Genomic DNA, 23,546 nt, shown 5'->3' with positions numbered 1-23,546 from the left:
GAAAATGAAATATACTATAAGAATATTAGCTCTGGCATTGACCCTATTTACCGTAGGTTCATGTACAGATCTTGAAGAAGAGATCAAAGATGGCTTCACAGAAGACTTTGATCCTAACAACCCAGGCGTTGGTCAAAGTGGCTCTGGTAGCTCTGACGGACTTAACGCTGCATTCTCTAGACTTTTGAACGGCTCTGCTGCGCATAACAGCTACTTCTCTATTCAGGAAGTTTCTACCGATGAAGCGGTTATTACTCAAAAAGGTGGTGACTGGTTTGATGGAGGTATCTGGCTGAACATGCACAGACATGAGTGGGGTTCTACCCACCCTGCCTTGAATAACTTTTGGAATGACGCCTATGGCGGAATCAATGAGTGTAACAGGCTGCTAGATGCTGGCGGACTTTCTAACGATAAGATAGCTCAGTTAAGAGTAGTTAGAGCTTACTTCTATTGGAGATTGATGGACTCTTTTGGTCGCGTAAAAATAGTTACCCAGCCAGGACAAGATGCACCGCAGTCTTCAAGAATTGAAGTTTTCAACTTCATTGAATCTGAGCTTTTAGCTGCAATTCCTGACCTTCCTACTGGTAAGCAAGCATATGCTAGAATCAGTAACTTAGGTGCGCATGCTTTCCTTTCTAGACTTTATCTTAACTCTGAGGTTTACACAGGTATCCCTAGATATGCCGAAGCAATTGCTTCTGCAGATGTAGTAATCAACTCTGGTATTTATAGCCTTACCGATAACTATGCGGATGTATTCTCTCCAGATAATGAAGATGATCCTGAGCACATTTGGATTCTTCCTTTCGATGAAGTTACAGCTGGTGGAATGAACTTTGCGCAAATGACGCTTCACTACCCTAGCCAGTTAACTTACAGATTGGCAGAGCAGCCATGGAATGGATACTCTACACTAGAAGAGTTTTACAATTCTTATGACAATGCCGATGAGAGAAAAGCTAACAACTTTGTGGTTGGCCCTCAATTCGATGTTAACGGCCAGCCTATTCTAGACCTAGCTTTTGACCCTGCAGATCAAGACGGAGCTCCTGTAAACTATACTCCTGAAATCAATCAGTTAGCGCCAAGTGGAAGCCGTCAGGCAGGTGCAAGAATGAGTAAGTTCAGCTTTAAGCAAAAGCAAAGATCTAACATGGATAACGATTACATCCTGTTTAGATATGGTGAAGTGCTTATGAACAAAGCAGAAGCAACTGCAAGACTTACTGGTAACTGGAATAACCCTACTACTTTACTTTTAATGAACCAAATTAGAGAAAGAGCTGGCGTAGCGCCTTATGACGGTACTAACATGCTAGATGACTCTGAATTCTTGGCTGAAAGAGGTAGAGAAATGTTCCAAGAGTCTCTAAGAAGAGTCGACCTAATCAGATTTGATAGATGGGGTGACGCTTGGTGGGAAAAGTCTCAGCATAATGATGACTACAGAAAACTATTCCCTATTCCAAACACTCAGATATTATCTGCTGAGGGTACTTTAACTCAGAACCCAGGATATAATTAGAATTTGAATATTATTAATTAAAATGGGTTGTCGATTACGGCAACCCATTTTTGTATGAAAAAGCTAGTATTACCATTTTTTGTATTGACTCTGGTACTATCGTGCACCGGAGAAAAGAATCAGACGCTTTTTGAGAAAGTTGAAGCAAAAGAAAGCGGAATAGACTTTCGTAATCAGCTAGACTACACTGAAGAATTAAACCCATATACCTACCGCAACTTTTTTAATGGCGGTGGAGTGGCCTTAGGAGATATTAATAATGATGGCCTGCTAGATATTTTCTTCTCTGGCAACATGGTTGAAAACAAGCTATACCTAAACAAAGGCAACTGGCAGTTTAAAGATATTACCCAAGAGTCTGGCACTGGCGGAAGTAAGTTCTGGGCTACAGGAGCCACCTTTGTAGATATTAATGCAGACGGTTGGCTAGACTTATACGTTTGCATCTCTGGCCCTCCGAGCGATGAGCTAGGAAGGAAAAACCAGCTATTCATCAACCAAAAAGATGGAACTTTTAAAGAGTCTGCTGAGCAATTCGGTTTAGACTTTAAAGGATTGGCAGTGCACGCTGCATTTTTTGACTATGACAAAGATGGAGATCTAGATTGTTACCTTCTTACCAATTCATTTAGAGGAGTTGGCATTGGACAAGATATAGTTGAAAATCAAAGAGAGATTCCGAGTGCCGATAATGCTGGGAATAAACTACTTAGAAACGATGATGGTAAATTCGTTGATGTAACCAGTCAAGCCGGTATTTATAACAGTGACATTGGCTTTGGTCTAGGTATTACCCTCTCAGATTACAACCAAGATAGCTGGCCAGACATCTTCGTATCGAACGATTTCTTTGAAAAAGACTACCTGTACATAAATAATCAGGACGGCACCTTCTCAGAGCGATCAGAAGATTATTTTGAGAGTCTTAGCATGGGTTCTATGGGAGCAGACGCCAGCGATTTGAATAATGATGGGCTGCCCGAAATAATGGTTACCGAAATGTTGCCAGCTACCTTGCCTAGAAGAAAAACAAAGGCCACTTACGAATCTTGGGACAAGTATAGCCTCAATACATCTAAAGGTTACTATCATCAATATCCTCGCAACGTATTACAAAGAAACTTAGGCAACGGTCAGTTTTTGGAAATCGGCCGTTTAGCGGGTGTTTCTGCAACCGAATGGAGCTGGGGAACCCTAATTTTCGACACAAATAACGATGGCTTAAATGACATTTTCGTGTCTAACGGAATTTATAAAGACCTATTAGACCGAGACTATCTGAATTACATGGCCAATGAAGCGCGAATTCGGTCAATGATTCAAAACGATGAAGACGTTATTACCAGCTTAATCGATGTAATGCCATCTAAACCAGTGGTTAATGCACTATTTAAAAATGAAGGAGCATTCCAGTTTGAAAACATAAGTCAATCAGCCGGGTTACAAGACGAGAGTTTTAGTAACGGAAGTGCTTATGGAGATTTGGATAATGATGGAGACCTAGATTTAGTGGTTAACAATGTAAACATGCCTGCATTTGTTTATAGAAACAATACAGATACCACAGCCAACCGTTCATTACAAATTGAGCTTCAAGCCAACTCGAACCAAAACACCAAAGCCATTGGTACTTTTGTTCAGGCTTGGGCAAATGATCAGCATTATTCGGCTTACAATTTTCCATCAAGGGGATTTCAAAGTTCCGTTGACCCAAAAATACACTTAGGAGTAGGTTCTTTGAATACTTTAGATTCCATTAGAATCACTTGGCCAAACGGTTCAAAAACAACTTTGGAAAACATCAGAACCAATCAGCTTTTAACACTTGTTCAGCCAGAAAAGCCTCAACAAGCCTTAGAAGCTACCAAAACAACTCAGCAAACCTTAATCCAAGCTTCAAATCAGTTACAGTACAAGCATGAAGAAAACCTTTTTGTAGACTTTGATAGAGAGAGGCTTCTGCTCGAAATGTTTCAGAATGAAGGGCCTGCTTTGGCCATATCAGACATTAATGGAGATGGCATAAACGACATGTTCATAGGCGGCTCAAAAGATATTGCAGGAACCCTGTTTTTGAGTAAAAATGGTGAATTGAAGCCAGTGAAAAGTGCCGCTTTAGAGGCAGACAGAATATCTGAAGATGTATCGGCTGTGTTTTTCGATGCAGATGGAGACGGTAACCAAGACCTTTATGTAAGCAGTGGCGGAAGGGCATTTAGCCGAAGCTCATCTGCCTTAATGGATAGGCTCTATATTAATGATGGCAAGGGCCAGCTAATCAAGTCCCAATCAGCACTCCCATTCACAAACTATTACAGCAATAGTACGGTTTCCGCGGGCGACTTTGACAACGATGGCGATACCGACCTGTTCATTGGCGAGCGATTCGATGCCTTTACCTATGGCGAATCGGGCAGGGCTTTCATTTTTCAGAACGATGGTACTGGTGAGTTTACCGATGTCACCGACAAGGTAGCCCCAGAGCTAATGGAAATTGGAATGGTTACCTCCTCATCTTGGGTAGATATAGACGGTGACGGAGACTTAGACTTAGTAATTAGTGGAGACTGGATGGCCCTTCAGCTTTTTGAAAATAACAACGGCAGACTGCAGAAGCAGGAGGCTTTTCCAAACCTCAACGGTTGGTGGCATACCTTACACCTTTCAGATGTCGACAATGATGGAGACTTAGACATTATCGCTGGTAATCACGGTGAAAACACATTTCTGAAACCTGGCACCAGAATGTATGTGAGTGACTTCGACCAAAACGGCACCAAAGAACAAATCTATTGCGAGAAGATTGACGGCAAGTACTACCCAATAGTAGATAAAGATGAGCTCATAAAGCAGATTCCCTCACTTAAGAAACAGTTGGTTTACTTTGAAGATTATGCCAATAAAAGCATAGATGAACTCTTTAGCCCTGAGGTTTTGTCAAAAGCCAGAGTCTTTGAAATGAACGAAAGGCGCAGTGGTATTTTCTACAACCAAAAAGGTCAGTTCAATTTTAAGCCTCTCCCAAAAGAAGCACAATACTCTCCTATTTACGCTGTTCACTCCGAAGATTTAAACGGTGATGGATTTCAAGATTTAATATTAGGTGGAAACCAATACTTGGTTAAACCACAATTTGGCCGATACGATGCCCTTAAGGGTTTAATTTTATTTGGCAGCCAGACAGGATTCAGCAGTGATAAATTGGAATTTTTAAATATTGATGGCCAAATTAGGCATATCAAGAAAACGACTATAGAAGGAAAAGAAAAGTATCTTTTTGTTATTAATAATGGCCCTTTGTTAACCTATGAGAAGAAGGATTAGTGCGAAAATATTGTTGGCTTTAGGCATGTTGGTAACGGTCTATTCCTGCCATCAGTCAGACTATGCCAAATTGGAGAAAGCCGAACTGGCTAAAGGAGTAAAGTATGACTCCTTATTCCATGGCATTCAGTTTGGTCAAAGTAAAAAGGTATTCTATGACATTTGTTGGGAAAAGAACAGGCAAGGTCTCTTTACAGCCGGTAACCTCAAGAATTATGTAAACTATACCCTCAATGGAGATAGCTCACAAATCAAGGATATAGAGATGTTTTTCTACCCTGAATTCGATAGTGAGGAAACCATAATTGGGATGGACTTAGAATACAAATACAAGGCATGGGCACCTTGGAATGAAGACTTAACATCGGCAAAACTGCTTCCCATACTTAAAGACACCCTAATGAATTGGTATGGAGGAAACCAGTTTATGCAAATAGAAGGAGATGAAAGCTCTGACCCAATTTGGGTAAAAGTAGATGGCAACCGAAGAATTGCCATTAAAGCCAAAGACGAAGAACGATTACAGGTGAAAATGGTCGACCTAACGGCTGATAAATAATTTTTTGATATGAAGCTAAGAAAGACGATTCCGGGTCTATTTATTGTGTTATTGCTGGCCAGTTGCGCAAGCGAAAAACCCAAAGACACTCTTTTTACAGAAATGTCTCCTGAGAAAACAGGGTTCAATTTTGAAAACAAATTGGCCTATGACAGCGCCTTTAACATTTATACCTACCGCAACTTCTACAATGGTGGTGGTGTGTCTATTGGAGACATCAATAATGATGGGCTGCCCGATATATACATGACAGCCAATCAATTGCCTAACAAGCTTTTTTTAAACAAGGGCAACTTCCAATTTGAAGACATCTCCCAGTCAGCTGGTATTTCGGGCAATAGAGCATGGTCTACAGGTGTAACCATGGTAGACATCAATGCAGATGGCTTGTTAGACATCTATGTTTGCAACTCTGGCGATGTTCAAGGAGACAATAAGCAAAATGAACTCTTCATTAATCAGGGAGATCTGACCTTTGTTGAATCTGCCGAAGCATACGGTTTAGCCGACCCTGGCTATACAACACATGCTTCCTTCTTCGACTTCGATAAAGATGGAGATCTGGACGTCTATATTCTCAATAACTCTTACCAAGCCATAGGCAGCTTTGATCTAAGAAGAAACGAACGCCCTAAACGCGATGTTCTAGGCGGAGATAAGCTCATGGAAAATAGAGATGGCAAGTTCTATGACATAAGCGAACAAGCTGGAGTATATGGTTCGGTTATTGGTTTTGGCTTGGGCGTTACGGTAGGCGATGTAAATGGAGACTCTTGGGATGACATTTACGTATCGAACGACTTCTTCGAAAGAGACTACCTTTACTTAAATCAGGCCAATGGTACCTTCAAAGAAGTACTAACGGAAAAAATGAATTCCATCAGTGGGGCATCTATGGGAGCCGATATGGCCGACATTAACAACGATGGGAATAATGACCTCTTCGTAACTGAAATGCTCCCAAATGACTATAAGCGTTTAAAATCAGTCACAACCTTCGAAGATTGGAATCGCTACCAATACGGTCTAAATAACGGGTATTATCACCAGTTTACCCGAAACACCTTTCAAATTAACAACGGCAACAGTTTCTCTGAAATGAGCAGAATGGCTGGAGTAGAAGCCACCGACTGGAGCTGGGGCGCATTAATTTTCGATATGGATAATGACGGTTATAAAGACCTCTTTGTAGCTAACGGAATTTATCAGGACCTGACAGATCAAGACTATCTGCAATACGCCTCAAGCGAAGAAATTATGACCGCCATGGTTACTAAAAATGGCGTAGATTATAAAAGCCTCATAGATATAATTCCTTCTAACCCATTAAAGAACTTCGCTTACAAAAATCAGAATGGTGTAACCTTTCAAGATGTAACTGAAGACTATGGCTTAGCAAAACCTAGCTTTTCTAATGGTGCTGCCTATGGTGATTTAGACAACGATGGCGACTTAGACCTAGTAGTGAACAATGTAAACATGCCTTCATTTCTCTACAGAAATAATTCTGAGATGAAAACTAACCAGAACTATATAGCCCTTGAGCTTAAAGGAGAAGGACAAAATACAATGGGCATTGGTGCCAAAATATGGGTTACCTCAAATGAAACTACCCATTATATTGAGCAGCAGCCTACACGAGGTTTTCAGTCTAGCATAGATCCTCGTCCGTTTATTGGGCTCAATTCTGCAGAAAACGTAGCTGTTAAGGTAGTTTGGCCCTCTGGTAAAATCACTGAAATGAAAGATGTAGAACCAAATCAAAGGCTAACACTGTCTGAGGCTGAAGCGGCTAAACTTAATTTAAGCATCAATAGTAACTCTGCTAAAGCTACCTTCAGCCAAGAAGCCCTTTCCATTGACTATAAACACGAAGAAAACAGCTTTGTAGACTTTGATGTAGACCGTTCACTTTTTCTTATGAAAAGTACACAAGGGCCTAAAATGTCACAAGGAGATATCAATGGAGACGGATACTTAGACATTTGGATAGGTGGCAGTAAAGAAGAAGCCGCCACACTACTGATGGGATCATCGGCAGGTTTTAAAAGCAGAAAATCGGTAGCATTTGAAGAAGATGCCATATCTGAAGATATTCAGAGCGTATTTTTTGATGCTGACAACGATGGAGACTTAGATTTATATGTCTGCAGTGGTAGCATCGAGTATTCATCAAGTTCTTCAGCATTTCAAGACCGTTTATACTTTAACGATGGTAACGGAAACTTTACAAAATCTGCTCAACTACTTCCTAGCCAAAGCCGCTATGTGAGTTCATCTACAGTGGCAGCCGCTGATTTTGATGGCGATGGCGATATAGACCTGTTTGTTGGTGAAGGTAGCAAACCTATGCAGCAGGGGATTCCTGGAGATGGCTTCTTATTAGCAAATGATGGCAAGGGCAAGTTTACCGATGTTACAGAAAAGTATGCTGCTGAATTAAAATCACTCGGAATGATTACCAGTAGCACATTTACAGATGTGAATGGAGACGGCAAGCCAGATCTAGTGATTGTTGGCGAGTACTTAGGCGTTGAAATCTTCCTGAATGAGCAAGGGACTTTTAGCAAGCAAACCCCAGAGAATTTGGCTGCACTAACTGGCTGGTGGAATACCATCCACGCAGTAGATATAGATAAAGACGGAGATATGGACTTCGTTGTCGGAAACCATGGCCTCAATAGTCGCTTTAAAGCTTCCTCTACTGAGCCAATATCCTTATTTGTAAAAGACTTTGATAACAACGGAACCTTAGACCCTATTCTTTCAAAATACATGACGGATGGAAAAGCTTACCCTTATGGGCTAAGACACAACTTAATAGATCAGATCAAAGGCCTTAAAAAAGTGTTGCCAGATTACACCTCTTTTAAAGATATGAGCATAAGAGACATTTTCAATACTCAGCAAATGGATGGTGTCTTAGAAATAAAAGCATCCGAAATGGCCTCTGTACTTATTCTTAACAATGGCAATATGCAGTTTCAAGTAAGTGAATTGCCAAGTCAAGCTCAGGTTAGCCCAATATATGCGATAGCCTCCGGAGATTTTGATAAGGATGGAGATATAGATCTTCTGTTAGGAGGTAACCTCTACGCTGTTAAGCCAGAGGTAGGTCGCTACGATGCCAGTTATGGAACCTACCTCAAGAATGATGGCAACGGAACGTTTATGGTTGCAAAACCAGAAGAAGGCTTCTTTGTTCAAGGCGAAATCAGAGACTTTGCCGTGTTCGATAACTATGTAATTGTTGCAAGAAACAACGATGAGTTGGTAAAGCTGAATTACTGATCAGACATCCGTTTCAACACAAAAGCAAAATTGCAATGAGGAATCACCGGCTAAAAACTCAGAAGAAAATAAGCTCTATTTGGTGGAAGTTAGTCTGTCTAGCCATATTGGTTTCTGCTTGCGCGAGCAAAAAGGAGCCAAATGGACTCTTTCAAAGAATTAGTGCAGCAGATTCTGGGATCGACTTTCGGAACGAATTAACCGAAACGGATGATTTTAATATTATTGAATACCTCTACTATTACAATGGTGGAGGGGTTGCAGCAGGAGACATCAACAATGACGGCCTGATAGACCTCTACTTTACTGCTAATCAAGGCCCAAATAAACTCTATCTCAACAAAGGCAACTTAACTTTTGAAGATGTCACTACCCGTGCTGGAATTCAGGAAATAGGAACATGGTCTACAGGTGCTGTTATGGCCGATATTAATGCCGATGGCTTCCTTGATATATACCTTTGCCAAGTTGGAGATTATAAAGAAGCCAAAGGCAGAAACCAACTGTTCATTAATAATCAAGACGGCACATTTACAGAAAAAGCGGAAGCCTATGGTTTAGACTTTGTTGGCTTTTCTACCCACGCTGGCTTTTTTGATTATGATAATGATGGAGACTTAGACATGTATCTCCTCAACCATTCCATTAAGAACCCTGAAGTTTTTGTTCCAATTAATGAGAGAACTAAAAGTTTTGAAGGGGGCGATAAAATCTTTCAAAATCAGCTAGCTCAAGGTGAAGCTCGCTTTATCGATGTTACCGAAGAAACAGGCATTTACTCTAGCGCACTCGGCTTCGGGTTAGGGTTGGCCCTCAGTGATATTAATAAAGATGGGTGGACCGATATCTACGTTTCTAACGATTTTGCCGAAAACGACTACCTCTACATTAATCAACAAGATGGTACCTTCAAAGAGGAGCTTGAATCCCGAATTCAACATACAAGCCGCTACTCAATGGGGAATTTTGTGGCAGATATTAATAATGACGCTGAATTAGATATTTTCACTACCGACATGTTACCTGGTGACCCTGAAATATGGAAAAAATCAGTAGGAGAAGACAAAGTAGAGGTTTACCGCATCAAAGAGCAATTTGGTTACGGCCACCAGTATGTGAGAAACACCATGCAACTGAATTTGGGCAATGACATGTTCTCAGACATTAGCCTTTTCTCAAATAACTTCGCCACTGACTGGAGTTGGTCACCTCTAATATTCGATATGGATAATGATGGGCTACAAGATATTCACATTACTAATGGAATATATAAGCGCCCAAATGACCTAGACTTCGTGAATTACATGAATAGTAATCCAGGAGCCATGGAAGACAACGAGCTGGAGCGCGCCAGAATCAACTCGTTACCAACGCTTAAAATACCCAACTATGCTGGCCTAAATCAAGGCAACGGAAAGTTTACAACATCACCGCAACAAATGGACTTAGGCTTTGAAGAACCTAGTTATTCCAACGGATCTGTCTATGCCGATTTAGATAATGATGGAGACTTAGATTTAGTTATTAACAACTTAGAGCAAGAAGCCTTTATTTATGAAAACACCTACAGTGGAACAAATTCATACCTCAAAATTCAGTTTAAGGGATCAAAAAACAATCCGTTTGGAATAGGTGCAAAAGTGATAGTAAGCTCCAGTGATGTTACTTACTACAGAGAAAACCAAAACTCTAGAGGTTTTCAATCTAGTGTTGCGCCAGAAGTGCATTTCGGACTAGGGACAAACTCTCAATCAGTATCGTTAAAAGTAATCTGGCCTGATGGCAAAACAGAGAATATAAATAATCAGCCAGTAAATCAAACCATTACCTTAGACTATTCAAAAGCTCAACTTTCCGAAGCAAGCAAAATAACAGATGAAGAAGTCAGTTTGGTTAGCCCTGTAGACTGGTCAGTTGCATACCAACATCGTGAAGACCCCTTCGATGATCATTTGAGAGAGTACTTGCTTCCAAGAAAATTCAGTCACGAAGGGCCAGCATTAGCAGTAGGTGATGTAAATGGAGACGACCTAGACGATATATATTTTGGCGGTGCTAAAGATCAGGTAGGAGAATTGTGGATTCAATCCGAAAATGGAAAGTTTGAAAGACAATTAGGGTTGGTTTTTGAGCAACTCAAGCGTGCAGAAGATGTGGCCGCCCACTTTTTCGATGCTGATGGTGATGCCGACTTAGACCTCTACATTGCCAGCGGAGGTAATGAACTACAAGCAGGTATGCTCTTCAACTTCGATAGGCTCTACTTAAATGATGGAAAAGGCAACTTCCAGTTTTCCCCTGGCAGCCTAACTCAAGTTGGTTCTATTGGTAAAACTGTGGCCATCGCTGACTTTAATGGAGACTCTTTTCCCGATGTATTTGTTGGCTCCAATATTGAGCCCGGCTCATATGGTAATAATCCTCAGCAAATACTCTTAATCAACAACGGTAGAGGTTTCTACCAAAACCAGACTCAAGCCAGAATTCAGAACGCTCAAAACCTTGGAATGATCAATGCCGCAAAGGCTATTGATTTTGATTCTGATGGCGATATGGATTTGCTTTTGGCTGGTGAGTGGACAGGTATTCAACTTTTAGAAAATGATGGAAAGGGAATTTTCAACCGTGTAGATAATTCTATGGCCAACCTAAAGGGTTGGTGGTACAGCTTAGAAATTACCGACCTGAATAATGATGGTTTGCCAGATATTGTAGGTGGCAATCTAGGTCTTAACTCAAAGCTAAAAGCTTCTAAAAAAGAACCTGTAACACTTTACTTGGGCGATTTAGATCAAAATGATCAGACAGACCCGATCATCTTCCACTATCAGGAAGGGAAGGAAACTCCCTTTGCCTCTAGAGATGACCTTATTAAACAGGTTTCAAAAATAAAGAAGTTGCACAGCAACTATGAGGAGTATTCTCAGGGCTCTGGACCTGAAGAAATATTGGGTGAAGACTTTCAGAACATCCCAAATAAAAAGGCCACGGAGTTTAAGTCTCATGCTTTCATTAACCAAGGCAATGGGGAGTTTAGCGCAATACCGCTACCCGAGGTAGCACAACTAAGCCCTATAATGGCCATTGTTACCAATGACTTCAACCAAGATGGTAATGAAGACCTTTTACTATTTGGAAATAATTATGGCTACAGAACTGATTTTGGACGTGCTGACGCCAAGCCAATTACATTACTCTTAGGTAATGGTGATGGTACTTTCAATCCAACAAAAGACCATTTGCTAAACACTAATGAGACTTGGGGCGAATACCGAAATGCATCAAAAATATCTATTGCAGGTGAAGATTATGTGCTCGCAATAAAGAACAATTCAGGCCCTACCCTGCTTAAACTCAAATCTAACCAGTAGCACATTTCCCCTCTAACTCTTTGAGTTTTTGTTAGATATTGATAAATATTCGATTTCAACCCTTCTAACTAATGCTAAAAAGAACAATTGTTTTGCTGCTTGCCATTTCTTTGGCTATCAGCTGTAAGCCCACTCAATACGGTTTTCGAACCAAAGACATAAAATCTGCCCAGCGACTATATGGATTAGAATTCGACAAGACCGGTATTGACACTATGTATCATTACCTGGGCAGAAATAAGAGGGGTTACGAAAACCTGAGAGAGTACCAGGTAGATAACGAAACCTTTCCTGCCCTCACCTTTAACCCACACCCTGCTGGTTTTGAAATGCCCACTGGCCAGCAACAAATTTTGCAGCCAGAAGTATCTGACAACATCATGTTGCCTGCAACTGATGAAGAAATTGCCTTTCTAAGTATTCCCGAACTGGCCTCACTTATTAAAGCACGAAAGATTACTTCTGAGCGGCTTACCAACATTTATTTAGAGAGAATTGAAAAGCACGATGGTCAGCTACAGTCAGTAATTACTGTAACCAAAGAGTTGGCGCTTAAACAGGCCCGTAAAGCCGATAAGGAAATAGCTGCTGGCAATTATAAAGGCATTTTGCACGGCATACCTTATGGTGTAAAAGACTTAATGGCGGTCGAAGGTTATCCCACTACTTGGGGAGCAGAACCTTACAAAGATCAAATGATTGACCACACTGCTACTGTAGTGAATAAGTTAACCGAACAAGGTGCCGTATTGATTGCCAAACTTGTTTCTGGTTCTTTAGCTCGTGGAGATGTTTGGTTTGGCGGCAAAACCAAAAACCCTTGGGATCTTTCACAAGGAGCCAGTGGGTCTTCTGCGGGTTCAGGTTCGGCCACCTCTGCAGGACTTGTGGCATTTTCTCTCGGAACAGAAACCTTAGGATCTATTACCTCACCAGCCACAAGAAATGGCGTTACTGGCCTGAGACCAACCTACGGGAGAATCAGCCGACACGGAGTGATGAGCCTAAGCTGGTCTATGGACAAGGTTGGCCCCATTTGTCGCTCGGCAGAAGACTGTGAAATAGTTCTGGCGGCTATCTACGGAAAGGATCCGCTAGACCCCACTACCAATAATGTGCCCTTCACCCCTGCCAATGGCAAGGTTTCGAATCTAAAAATCGCCAAGTTAGAATCGGATATCCTTTCCGACAGTAAAACCCAAAGAGGAAAAAACGTTATAGCTGCTGTAGCGCTTTTAGAGAAAGAGCTCAACTCTAGCTTCGATACGCTTTCTCTTCCAAAAAATTACCCCTTCAGAGTATTCGATGTAATTCTAAGGGCTGAAGCAGGAGCCTTTTTTGAAGAGCTAGTGAGAAGCGGAGCTGTAGATGATATGGTAGAACAAACCTCCGGCAGTAGAGCCAACTCGCTTCGTCAAGCACGCTTTATTCCGGCAGTAGAATACCTTCAGGCTAACCGTGAACGCAGAAGGCTGATCGAAGAAATACATCAGCTGTTCAAAAATTACGATGTGATTATTGCGCCTTCAGCAAGAAGTAGTCAACTCCAAATCACAAACCTTACTGGTCACCCTGTAATTTCTATCCCTACTGGCTTTGATGAAAAAGGAAGACCTACTAGCCTAACATTAATTGGTAATTTGTACGAAGAAGACAAAATTCTACAGTTAGCTAAGTACTATCAGTCACTAACTGAGTTTGACGAAAAGCATCCACCACTATTCTATACAATCGCAAAATAACTCAGAATGCTGCTTGTATTATTCTAAGTATAACCCAAGGAAGAGATGGCTTATATTTTATGCTTTTCGCTTGATCAAATGCTTGATAGTCATAACATTTGTAATCCTAAAGAAAGGAGATTGTGATGAAGAAGATTTTTTTAACTGTAACGTTGGCTATGCTGTTTGCCATCTCTGCTTGCGATAGTGGAGTAAAAGAACTTGAGATCGAATCTGATGTTTACCATGAGACCATGGATAAGCTATCTGAAATTATTGTCCATGACATTTTTTCTCCACCTGTTGCGAGTAGAATCTATGCTTACCCAAGCATCGCTATGTATGAAGTACTCGCCAAAAATGATGCTGGTTATCAGTCGTTGGCAGGCCAGTTGACAGAGCTGTCAGAAATTCCTGACCCGAAAGAAGAAGTTTCGTACGATTTAGCTGCTCTTCAGGCATTCATAAAAATTGGGACGGCTCTAATTTTCTCGGAAGCAGATATGGACGCCTATCGAGATGAGCTTTATGAAGAATTGGGCAAAGGTGTAAATAGCGACTTTTTTGAAGCCTCCGTGGCTTATGGTGATGAAGTGGCGGCTCACATTCTTCAGTGGGCTGATGGCGATATGTATAAGCAAACACGTACTTACCCTAAATTCACTGTTACCAATGACCCTACGCGTTGGCAGCCAACACCTCCTGGTTATTTTGAAGCGATTGAGCCGCACTGGACACAAATTCGTCCTTTCGCTATAGACTCTGCAAGCCAGTTTACTCCCGAAAGGCCAACAGCCTTCGATATGGACAAGAATAGCACTTTCTATAAAGAAGTGATGGAAGTTTACGAAACGGCAGTAAATCTTACCCAAGAGCAAAAAGAGATTGCCTCTTTCTGGGATTGCAATCCATATGTAATGAATGTAACTGGCCACGTAATGGCAGCCACTAAGAAAATTACTCCTGGTGGGCACTGGATTGGTATTGTAAAAATTGCTTGTCGAAAAGCAGAAACCAACCCAATGCAAACAGCAGAAGCTTATGCACTTACCTCTGTGGCTTTGGCCGATGGCTTTATTAGTTGCTGGAATGAGAAGTTCCGTTCTAACCTGATTAGGCCTGAAACTGTAATTAATAAATACATAGATGAAGAGTGGTTGCCATTGTTACAAACTCCTCCCTTCCCTGAATATACGAGTGGCCACTCAGTTATATCTAATGCCGCAGCCGTAGCACTAACTTCAATCTTTGGCGATAACTTCTCTTTCAGAGACGATACAGAAGAAAAGTATGGCCTAAGCGTGAGAGATTTCGATTCGTTTATAGATGCTTCTGAAGAAGCTGCTATTAGCCGTCTATACGGAGGAATCCACTATATGCCGGCTATCGAAAACGGTGTAACTCAAGGAAGAAAGTTAGGAAACTTCGTGGTAGACAAGCTTGAACTCCGAAACGAAGCATTAAGCCAAAACGAGGAATAATAAGATATCAATCACCACAACAATACGGCCGCGCTCTTTTGAGTCCGGCTTTTTTATTCTTCAACAGGAACAATCTTAACCTTTAGGAAGGTACGGTAGTCCCTCTCATCTTCATACCTACGATCTTTCCATATAAAGTCCTTTTTAGTACTAAGCCTATTAACACCAGTAGGGCCTGTTTCATATTTAAGTTCGCCTAAAAACCCCTCTTCATTGAAAACGAGGTAATTTGCGTCCATATATTTCTGAGCAGCCTCTCTATATTCTTCAGATTCCCAATACCTCGGGTACTTATTTCGAAGCTCTCGATTAATTGACTCAGGTATAATTTTCAAACTGTGGAGTAGAATGTAATCTTTTGTAGAATACACGTTAGAATTAATTCTAAATCTATCAGGGTTTCCAGAATCTCCATAAGACTTAACCTCATAGTCTGGTTGAAATTCCTTCGGAATCACAATGCTATTCAGTAACTCATCACCTTCTGCATTCCAGATGTAAAGCATACTATCAACTGAGTGGATCTGAGCAAATTTACTTCCGAAGTAATTGGTCATATATGGCCATCCATGATCTACATAACCTTTCAGGTTTCGATAGGTACTTGATTCGGGTTTACTCATTATTGAATAACCAGATTCGCTTTCTACATCTATGGCATATACCATTTCAATAGAGTCATAATAATCCATACTTGGATAGCTCGGCCCCTGAGGAGCAGTAATAAAGGCAACGAACTTATCATCTCCTTGATACTCATAATCAAATAACATCCGTGGGTTGTAGTCTAGCATCCATAGACCATTTGTTTCCACGGGGTACGGAAAACGCTTTACTCTCTTGCCTTCTTTATCCAACAGGTGGAAATAATAAGTGCCATAGCATATCAAATAATCATTACCATAGAACGTCCATCCAAAATCATAGTCACCTACATAGTTAGGCCCTTCAATATGTGGGTTGAACTGGCTCAATAACTCTCCCTCTTCATTAATGATTAGAACTTCATTTGAGGTTTTATCGAGAAGCAAAAGCTCCTCGGCTTCCTCATTGTAGTCTAATAAGTCAAGTTCTGAAAGCCATTCAAACACAACGGAATCAGCTACTATGGCCTTATAGTTTCTAGTTTGAGGCACACCTATTTCTTCTTTCGAGGTAGAACAAGACCCCGCGAACAGAATCGCCAAAACAATGAATATGATTAATGTGTGCTTGTTTTTCATGTGGTTTTTAGTTTTAGAAAGTACTGTGTGTGAATCTGTGTAAGATTTTGTTACGAAACGCTTATTTTAAGGTAAGAATTATAAAATGATGACAAAACTCTGGGGAATAGACCTTGGTGGAACTAAGATTGAAGCGGCAGTACTTAAGTCGAAAGATGACCCAACACCTCTTGTTCGAAAGCGAATAGAAACAGAAGCGGCTAAAGGGTATGAACATGTTTTAAGTAACATAAAAAAGCTTATCGATCTGGTAGCCGAAGAAGTTGGGGAGCATCCTTCAATTATAGGTATTGGAACGCCTGGGGCTATTGATCCTCCAACTGGGCTTCTGAAAAACTCCAATTCTCAGGCTATCAACAAAAAACCCTTTAAAAAAGACTTAGAAGCACTTTTGGGCATTCCTACACTCATGGCTAACGATGCCAATTGCTTTGCTTTAGCTGAAGCTAAAATGGGTATTGTTCCTGAAGTTGACCCTGAAGCCCAAGTAGTGTTTGGTGTAATTATGGGTACCGGTTGTGGCGGTGGAATAGTGGTGAACGGAAAGGTTTTGAATGGTAAACAAGGTATTGGTGGAGAATGGGGACATAACTTTTTAGATGCTTCTGGTGGGCCATGCTATTGCGGAAAAACTGGCTGTACCGAAACGGTAATTTCAGGAACTGGCTTAGAAAACTACTACGAACAACTGACCGGAACGCGCAAACGACTCAAAGACATATTGCCAGCAGCAAGAAGTGGAGAAGACGAAAACGCACTAAAAACGCTAGACAGATTAGTTCACTTTTTCGGCTTGGGCATTTCTACTATTATTAATGTGCTAGACCCAGATGTAATTGTCTTAGGTGGTGGTGTGGGCAACGTAGATGAGCTATACACCCGAGGGGTAGAAGAAGCCGAAAAGTACACCTTCAACCCCAGGTTAGAAACTAAAATAGTCAGGCCTAAACTCGGTGATAGTGCCGGTGTTTTTGGTGCCGCATTTTTGTGTGAGTGATAATTGAAATCATTGTAAAAACTGATAGGATCCTTCGTACCTCAGGATGACTGCTACAATACTCTTTCAATAAAAGGAACGTCACTGCCTAATTCTGATAATCGACAGAAGATTGTTTTAACCTAAAAGCCTATCGGATAAGTCATTCCGAGTGAGCGAGGAATCTTATCTATCATAGTAAATCAAACCCATTTCAATTAAAATGTCCCTGGATCAGGAGGCCATTTGGTAATTTGATCATTGAGAAAAAGCCATTTTGGATTGTATGAATTAATCAGGTCAACCTTCTTTTGTCTTGACCAACCCTTTATCTCCTTTTCTCTCTCAATACCCCCAATATTATTATGGTGGTATTCAAAGTAGATGAGATAATAACAATAGTATCTTCCAGCGAAGGTTCTTTTTTCTCCTCGATTTTGATAGTGTTGAATGAGTCGTTTTTCTAGATCATTAGTAACACCGACATAAAGTACCTTTTTCGAAGTATTAGTTAAAATATAAACATGAAGGCCTGCCATAAGTGTGGATTTATTGTTTTCAAGATAATAACTATGGGCTAATTGATAAGATCCTTCGTACCTCAGGATGACTGTTACCATGCTCTTTTGCTGAAGGGAATATCACTGCTTAATTCTGACAACCGACAGAAGATTGTTTTAACCTAAAAACCTCTCGGATAAGTCATTACGAGTAAGCGAGGAATCTTATTAAGCATTAAAGACTTACTTAGAGTGATATAGCCTTCAAGCCTCAGTATGACACTGTCACAAGAGTCGATTGTATAGTAATCATAAATGAAAAAACCTTCGACAGAATGGTCAAAGGTTTTTTCAAATTTTAGAGTAAAAAATCTTGGATTACCTAGTCCCTATCCTTACTATCAATTTTAGCACCCTCTGGCTTGGTGGTAGCGTTTTTCACATGCCGCTCTAACCAAGTATCCATCTCCCATAGCATATGCAGAATAGACTCTTTTGCTGCATATCCATGACTTTCTTCTGGTAACATGACTAACCTAGCAGTTCCCCCATGGCCTTTCACAGCATTGTAAAAACGAATACTTTGAATTGGGAAAGTCCCTGAGTTATTATCGGCCTCACCGTGGATAAGTAAAAGTGGCTCATTAACCTTATCCGCATGCATAAATGGCGACATGTAGTTGTACAAATCTGGATCTTCCCAATAGCTTCTCTCTTCTCGCTGAAAACCAAATGGAGTAAGGGTTCTGTTATATGCTCCACTTCTGGCAATTCCTGCAGCAAACAAGTCTGAATGCGCCAACAAGTTGGCGGTCATAAACGCACCATAGCTATGGCCTCCTACACCTACACGGTTTCTGTCGCCAACCCCTAGTTCTGCCACAGCATCAATGGCCGCTTCAGCATTCATCACCAATTGCTCGCGGAAAGAGTCGTTTGGCTCCTTATCGCCTTCACCAATAATTGGGAATTCAGTATTAGCCATCACCGCATAACCTCTCAACACCCAGAACAATGGAGAGCCTGAGCTTACTCTCGTGAACGAATAAGGCGTTCCTCTTACCTGAGCAGCGGTTGCAATAGATTTGTATTCTCTTGGATATGCCCACATAAGCACTGGAAGCGGACCGTCTTTGGCCTTATCGTATCCTGCTGGGGTATAAAGCACAGCGGTTAAGTCTACCCCATCAGCTCTTTTGTATTTGATAATTTCCTTATTCACTTCCATCATTTCTGGTTGTGGATGAGGGAAATCGGTGATAGCCGTAAGTGTACCTTTCTTCAAGTCCCTGATGAAATAATTCTGAGGCTCGGTTTCAGACTCACGGATAGTCATGATTTTGTCGGCCTTCTCAGTAATGATATCGATTGGTCTTTCGTAGTATGGAGCTTCAGACCTGAATATGATGTCTTGCTTTTTCGTTTTAAGGTTGAACCTGCTCAAGAATGGTCTATCCCCTTCAGGAGAACCACCTACACTGCTCATGAATACCTCATCTTTATCGAATTTCAGAACGTATCTGCCATACTCATTTTTAATGGTCATTGGGTTACCTGGATCATTGTATCTGTCAGTAGTAGCTCTTTCAATGATCACATTTCCTGCTTGGCCAGGTTTGGTAGGGTCTATAATTGTGGCCTTCTCCATGCGGTTTGCCCACCACTGCTCGTTCAACCAAGCTCTTTTTTCATCGCCCCAAACTATACCACCATAACGAAGCGATGTTGTTGCCAACTTAGTTGGCTGACCTTCGAAAGGTGCTGCCTGCATGTAAACGATATCGCGCTCATTAGTATCCATGGCAGGGTCTCCACCATCATTCGCTTCTGCCCAGTACAATGTAGCTGGTGCATCGGCTCTCCAATTCACACTTCTCATTCCTAAGCGAGTAGCATCAAACCCTTTAGGACGAACCTCATCTAAAGCAATTTGGGCCAATACCTTCTTGTTGTTACCATTGGCACTCCATACCTCATAATTGAAAGGAAATCTGGAAGCAGGAACTAGGTAAGAAAAAGGCTTCTGAATTGTTTGTACCAGAATATATTCACCATTTGGTGACACATCGAATCCTTTGATAATTGCAGGTTGACCTATCTTTTTGGCATTCCCGTTCAGGTCTACATTTCTAAGTTGAACCGTAGTGTAATACTCGAAAAGTTGCTCATCATAAGCATTTTCAAGAAGGTCTTGATAAGTTCTAGAAGCAGCCTCAGCTCCTGCAGTTTCCTGAATTACTGGCCCTTTTGGTGCTCTTGGCTTAACAGGCGCATTACCTCTACCGTCTTTTACCGTACTTACTAAAAGTGACTGGCCATCAGGCATCCACTCAAAAGCAGATACATAAGCATTATTAATAATGGCTTCTGTTAGCTTTTTGGCCGATTTACTTTCTAGGTTAACCACCCAAAGTTCAATACCATCTTCTACTGTATTGGTAAAAGCAATCTTCTTTTCGTCATTAGACCAAGAAACATTACTGATGGCAGGCTTAGCCGGCATGTTAGAGAACTCAAAAGTCTCACCTGTTTTAATATTCTTCAAACTCAACCCAGTCATTGGGTTTTGTCTACTTCTACCATTTGTTGCGGGATTAATTCTAGTACCTCCAATACGCAATTCTGGGGCAGCAATATCCTCAATGCTCGGGTAACCTGGTCGCTCCATTAAAAGCATCCATTCTGCTTTAGAATCTATTCTTACCGCAGGAGTACTTGGTGCATCAATAAGTTTCGCGATAGCCTCTGGAGGCCGCTGATAGCCCTCTTGGGCAAAAATTGGTTGGCTGGTGTAGAACAAAATCGCTAGCACTGCTAACAGAAAAAGTCCATAGTTTCTTCTTTTCCGCATGGTTATAAGGTTTAGTGACTTTGAATTTACACCTAAAGACAAAAAGTACAATGCTGGCTGTTTCAGGAACTCATATTATGATTTAAACGGTTGAGAAAGGAAGTTAAGAAGCAGCTTCTCAAACTGGCTTCTCACCGAAAGAATAACGAAATTAAGTTCAAACCATCTTCAACAATATGGCCAGAGTACTGATTCTTTTTGCGCATCCGAAATTTGAACGGTCAAGGATAAATAAAGCCTTAATATCAAGTATAGATCAGACTTCTGATGTTACTATTCATGATTTGTATGAAAAGTACCCAGACTTTAACATAGATATAGACAAAGAAAAAAAGTTACTAGAAGAACACGATGTTGTGGTGTGGCACCATCCGTTTTATTGGTATAGCTGCCCTCCACTGCTTAAGCAATGGATAGATCTAGTCTTGGAGTACAACTGGGCATATGGGCCAAAAGGAAATGCACTTTTAGGTAAAAGAGCCATAAGCGTAATAACTACAGGTGGAAAAGAAGAAGTCTATTGCAGAGAGGGCAAAAACAACTATTCCATTAATGAATTTCTAAGACCATTTGAGCAAACCGCTACACTTTGTGGCATGTTTTATTTGCCTCCCTTTACTGTTACAGGGACTTATACGCTTACTGATGATGAGGTGGAAAATTATGCGCAGCAATACAAGGCAGCCATTAAATTATTATGTGAAGAAGAAGACTTTCACGCATTGAATCAGGCTGATTTTCTCAACAACATTCCTCAACTCAAAACGGCTATATCATGAGTGGAAACGTACTATTCGAGGCTATTGTATTTCTTCTGGGGGCTATCATTTGTGTGCCCATCGCTAAGCGCTTTGGGCTCAGTTCTGTGCTTGGGTACTTGCTTGCAGGTATTCTCATTGGCCCTTATGTAATAGGTTTTGTTGGCTCAGAAGGAGAAGACATTCTTCACTTTGCTGAGTTTGGGGTGGTTATTATGCTGTTTTTGATTGGACTAGAAATAGAGCCTAAAAACTTCTGGCGAATGAGAAAAAGCATTGTCGGAATGGGTGGAGGTCAAGTAATTGTTACTACTCTCCTTTCATTTGGACTTTTTCAGTTGGTAGGTTTTGGGTGGAACGTTTCTATCATTTTTGCTATGGCAGTGGCGCTATCTTCTACTGCCATTGTACTGCAAACCGTGAAAGAAAAAGGCATGATGGAAACACCAAGTGGTGCTGCCTCTTTCTCCATTCTGCTTTTTCAAGATATTATTGTTATTCCAATGCTGGCCATAATCCCGCTTTTAGCCAGCGAAAACTCACATACTGCTACAGGTGACGGACACAGTGAAGGACTGAAAGGATATTTGCTAGAAGGCTTGCCTATCGGTTTACAAGCCTTAACTATTGTGCTTTCTGTAGTTTCCGTGGTGTTAGCTGGTAGGTATTTGTTCGTCCCTATGCTTAGGCTAGTTGCACAAACCAAGGTAAGAGAGCTGCTAGTAGCATGTGGGTTGCTGATAGTCTTGGGGCTAGCATTAGCTATGGAATTGGTTGGTTTAAGCCCAGCCCTAGGTGCATTTTTAGGCGGAGTTGTACTGGCCACAAGTGAATTTAAGCATGAATTAGAAAGCAACTTAGAACCATTTAAGGGCCTACTGCTTGGGCTATTCTTTATTGCGGTTGGTGCCTCCATCAACTTTGTAGTGCTGAGCGAAAACCCGCTAATGATAAGCGGCCTTGTGGTGGGTATCATCCTGATGAAAGCCATAATCATTTATGTAGTAGCATACATATTCAAATTAAAGATGGACCAAAGACTCTTACTAGGAGTTGGTTTGGCTCAGGTAGGTGAATTTGCCTTTGTAATTCTATCATTCGCTTTTCAGCTCAATATTTTAGACCGAGAACATTTAGACATTATGCTGGTGGTAACTGCCCTTTCCATGACGCTGACACCCTTTTTAAATGTGCTCAATGAAAGGCTTGTTTTACCAAGAGTGGGTACTAAAAAGTCTGAGGCCAGATCAATGGATCATATTGCCAAATCGCACCGAACCATTTTAGTTGGCTTCGGACATTTCGGAAGTACGGTTGGCAGGTTTCTTCGGTCTCATGGAATTGAAGCCACCATTCTAGACCAAGACTCTTCACGAGTAGACATTCTTCGTAAAATGGGTTTCGAGGTATATTATGGTGACGCTACCAGAAAAGAGCTTCTTGAGTCTGCTGGAATTGCGGAGGCTGACACCCTCATCTGTGCCATAGACAATCCAGACGTAACCATGGATTTGGTGAAGTTGGTGCAAAAAAACTACCCTAATGTTCGGCTTATGGTAAGAGCCAAAAGCAGAATTGACGCTTATGAGCTTCTAAACATGGGCATTGAGAACGTTTACAGAGAAACCCTAGATACTTCTGTAAAATTGGCAACCGATGTGCTCAGCCATATGGGCTTTAGAAAGTATAGCCTGTTTAGGCAAGGCCAAAATTTTATAAAATATGACGAAGACAGTCTGAAGCGTCTTTCCGAGAAACCTTCCAATAGCGAAGAGTACATTTTTAAAGCGAAGGAAGAAATTGAGCAACAAGAAAGACTTCTGGAGGAAGACCTCAAGCGAGGTTTGGTAGAAGAAGACCACCATTGGGATAGCGAGCAAATCAGACTTTCTCAGAAGTAAGCCCTTACTAATGAGCTCCATCAGGTTTATTACGAAATAATTCGTAGATAAATTCCTAT

General features: G+C 41.2%; 13 protein-coding genes. 10 read left to right on the top strand and 3 right to left on the bottom strand.

Going from position 1 to position 23,546, the window contains the following annotated elements:
• Positions 1-4 precede the first annotated feature (4 nt).
• The 7 genes from AWW68_RS04735 (at position 5) to AWW68_RS04705 (ending at position 15,278) form a co-directional block, all read left to right on the top strand.
• Positions 5-1,531: a RagB/SusD family nutrient uptake outer membrane protein gene (locus AWW68_RS04735; protein ID WP_068217142.1), complete on the top strand. Its 1,527-nt coding sequence runs from the start codon at positions 5-7 to the stop codon at positions 1,529-1,531.
• A 54-nt stretch (positions 1,532-1,585) separates the two neighbouring features.
• Positions 1,586-4,855, top strand: coding sequence for a VCBS repeat-containing protein (locus tag AWW68_RS04730; protein ID WP_068217141.1), 3,270 nt, complete (start codon positions 1,586-1,588; stop codon positions 4,853-4,855).
• Positions 4,839-5,414 (top strand): hypothetical protein, encoded by a 576-nt coding sequence (locus AWW68_RS04725; RefSeq protein WP_068217139.1) that lies wholly within the window; start codon positions 4,839-4,841, stop codon positions 5,412-5,414. Before AWW68_RS04730 ends, AWW68_RS04725 begins: the two co-directional genes overlap by 17 nt.
• Before the next feature lie 9 nt (positions 5,415-5,423).
• Positions 5,424-8,705 (top strand): VCBS repeat-containing protein, encoded by a 3,282-nt coding sequence (locus AWW68_RS04720; RefSeq protein ID WP_068217137.1) that lies wholly within the window; start codon positions 5,424-5,426, stop codon positions 8,703-8,705.
• 35 nt (positions 8,706-8,740) lie between these two features.
• The gene (locus AWW68_RS04715; RefSeq protein ID WP_089082265.1) at positions 8,741-12,076 is read left to right on the top strand and encodes a VCBS repeat-containing protein; all 3,336 of its coding nucleotides are present in this window, start codon (positions 8,741-8,743) and stop codon (positions 12,074-12,076) included.
• A 71-nt stretch (positions 12,077-12,147) separates the two neighbouring features.
• Complete coding sequence (locus AWW68_RS04710; protein ID WP_068217134.1) at positions 12,148-13,818, top strand: amidase; 1,671 nt, start codon at positions 12,148-12,150, stop codon at positions 13,816-13,818.
• Between the two features lie 125 nt (positions 13,819-13,943).
• Positions 13,944-15,278: a vanadium-dependent haloperoxidase gene (locus tag AWW68_RS04705; protein WP_068217132.1), complete on the top strand. Its 1,335-nt coding sequence runs from the start codon at positions 13,944-13,946 to the stop codon at positions 15,276-15,278.
• Positions 15,279-15,331: 53 nt separating this feature from the next.
• Here AWW68_RS04705 and AWW68_RS04700 read toward each other — a convergent pair whose 3' ends face one another.
• On the bottom strand, positions 15,332-16,501 hold the full coding sequence (locus tag AWW68_RS04700; RefSeq protein WP_068217130.1) for a hypothetical protein: 1,170 nt from the start codon (positions 16,499-16,501) through the stop codon (positions 15,332-15,334).
• An 88-nt stretch (positions 16,502-16,589) separates the two neighbouring features.
• Here AWW68_RS04700 and AWW68_RS04695 point away from each other — a divergent pair, with 88 nt between their 5' ends.
• Positions 16,590-17,498: an ROK family protein gene (locus tag AWW68_RS04695; RefSeq protein ID WP_221405973.1), complete on the top strand. Its 909-nt coding sequence runs from the start codon at positions 16,590-16,592 to the stop codon at positions 17,496-17,498.
• A 197-nt stretch (positions 17,499-17,695) separates the two neighbouring features.
• On the opposite strand, the gene AWW68_RS04690 is transcribed toward AWW68_RS04695, so the two are convergent.
• Together AWW68_RS04690 and AWW68_RS04685 are read right to left on the bottom strand one after the other, a co-directional pair.
• Positions 17,696-18,097 carry a GIY-YIG nuclease family protein gene (locus AWW68_RS04690; RefSeq protein ID WP_317038745.1) on the bottom strand — a complete coding sequence of 134 codons (402 nt, stop codon included), beginning with the start codon at positions 18,095-18,097 and terminating at the stop codon, positions 17,696-17,698.
• Positions 18,098-18,359: 262 nt separating this feature from the next.
• Positions 18,360-20,828: a S9 family peptidase gene (locus tag AWW68_RS04685; protein ID WP_068217124.1), complete on the bottom strand. Its 2,469-nt coding sequence runs from the start codon at positions 20,826-20,828 to the stop codon at positions 18,360-18,362.
• Between the two features lie 176 nt (positions 20,829-21,004).
• Here AWW68_RS04685 and kefF point away from each other — a divergent pair, with 176 nt between their 5' ends.
• Both kefF and AWW68_RS04675 read left to right on the top strand, forming a co-directional pair.
• Positions 21,005-21,607 (top strand): glutathione-regulated potassium-efflux system oxidoreductase KefF, encoded by a 603-nt coding sequence (kefF, locus tag AWW68_RS04680; protein WP_068217122.1) that lies wholly within the window; start codon positions 21,005-21,007, stop codon positions 21,605-21,607.
• Positions 21,604-23,487 carry a monovalent cation:proton antiporter-2 (CPA2) family protein gene (locus AWW68_RS04675; protein ID WP_068217120.1) on the top strand — a complete coding sequence of 628 codons (1,884 nt, stop codon included), beginning with the start codon at positions 21,604-21,606 and terminating at the stop codon, positions 23,485-23,487. Before kefF ends, AWW68_RS04675 begins: the two co-directional genes overlap by 4 nt.
• Positions 23,488-23,546 lie beyond the last annotated feature (59 nt).

It is taken from the genome of Roseivirga spongicola (assembly GCF_001592965.1).
Taxonomy (GTDB): domain Bacteria; phylum Bacteroidota; class Bacteroidia; order Cytophagales; family Cyclobacteriaceae; genus Roseivirga; species Roseivirga spongicola.
Note: the sequence above shows the minus strand (reverse complement) of the source record. Positions and strands in the feature narration are given on the sequence as shown.

Coding starts and splice junctions, on each gene's coding strand:
- AWW68_RS04735 (WP_068217142.1), top strand. CDS start 5: ATGAAATATACTATAAGAATATTAGCTCTGGCATTGACCCTATTTACC.
- AWW68_RS04730 (WP_068217141.1), top strand. CDS start 1,586: ATGAAAAAGCTAGTATTACCATTTTTTGTATTGACTCTGGTACTATCG.
- AWW68_RS04725 (WP_068217139.1), top strand. CDS start 4,839: ATGAGAAGAAGGATTAGTGCGAAAATATTGTTGGCTTTAGGCATGTTG.
- AWW68_RS04720 (WP_068217137.1), top strand. CDS start 5,424: ATGAAGCTAAGAAAGACGATTCCGGGTCTATTTATTGTGTTATTGCTG.
- AWW68_RS04715 (WP_089082265.1), top strand. CDS start 8,741: ATGAGGAATCACCGGCTAAAAACTCAGAAGAAAATAAGCTCTATTTGG.
- AWW68_RS04710 (WP_068217134.1), top strand. CDS start 12,148: ATGCTAAAAAGAACAATTGTTTTGCTGCTTGCCATTTCTTTGGCTATC.
- AWW68_RS04705 (WP_068217132.1), top strand. CDS start 13,944: ATGAAGAAGATTTTTTTAACTGTAACGTTGGCTATGCTGTTTGCCATC.
- AWW68_RS04700 (WP_068217130.1), bottom strand. CDS start 16,501: ATGAAAAACAAGCACACATTAATCATATTCATTGTTTTGGCGATTCTG.
- AWW68_RS04695 (WP_221405973.1), top strand. CDS start 16,590: ATGACAAAACTCTGGGGAATAGACCTTGGTGGAACTAAGATTGAAGCG.
- AWW68_RS04690 (WP_317038745.1), bottom strand. CDS start 18,097: ATGGTAACAGTCATCCTGAGGTACGAAGGATCTTATCAATTAGCCCAT.
- AWW68_RS04685 (WP_068217124.1), bottom strand. CDS start 20,828: ATGCGGAAAAGAAGAAACTATGGACTTTTTCTGTTAGCAGTGCTAGCG.
- kefF (WP_068217122.1), top strand. CDS start 21,005: ATGGCCAGAGTACTGATTCTTTTTGCGCATCCGAAATTTGAACGGTCA.
- AWW68_RS04675 (WP_068217120.1), top strand. CDS start 21,604: ATGAGTGGAAACGTACTATTCGAGGCTATTGTATTTCTTCTGGGGGCT.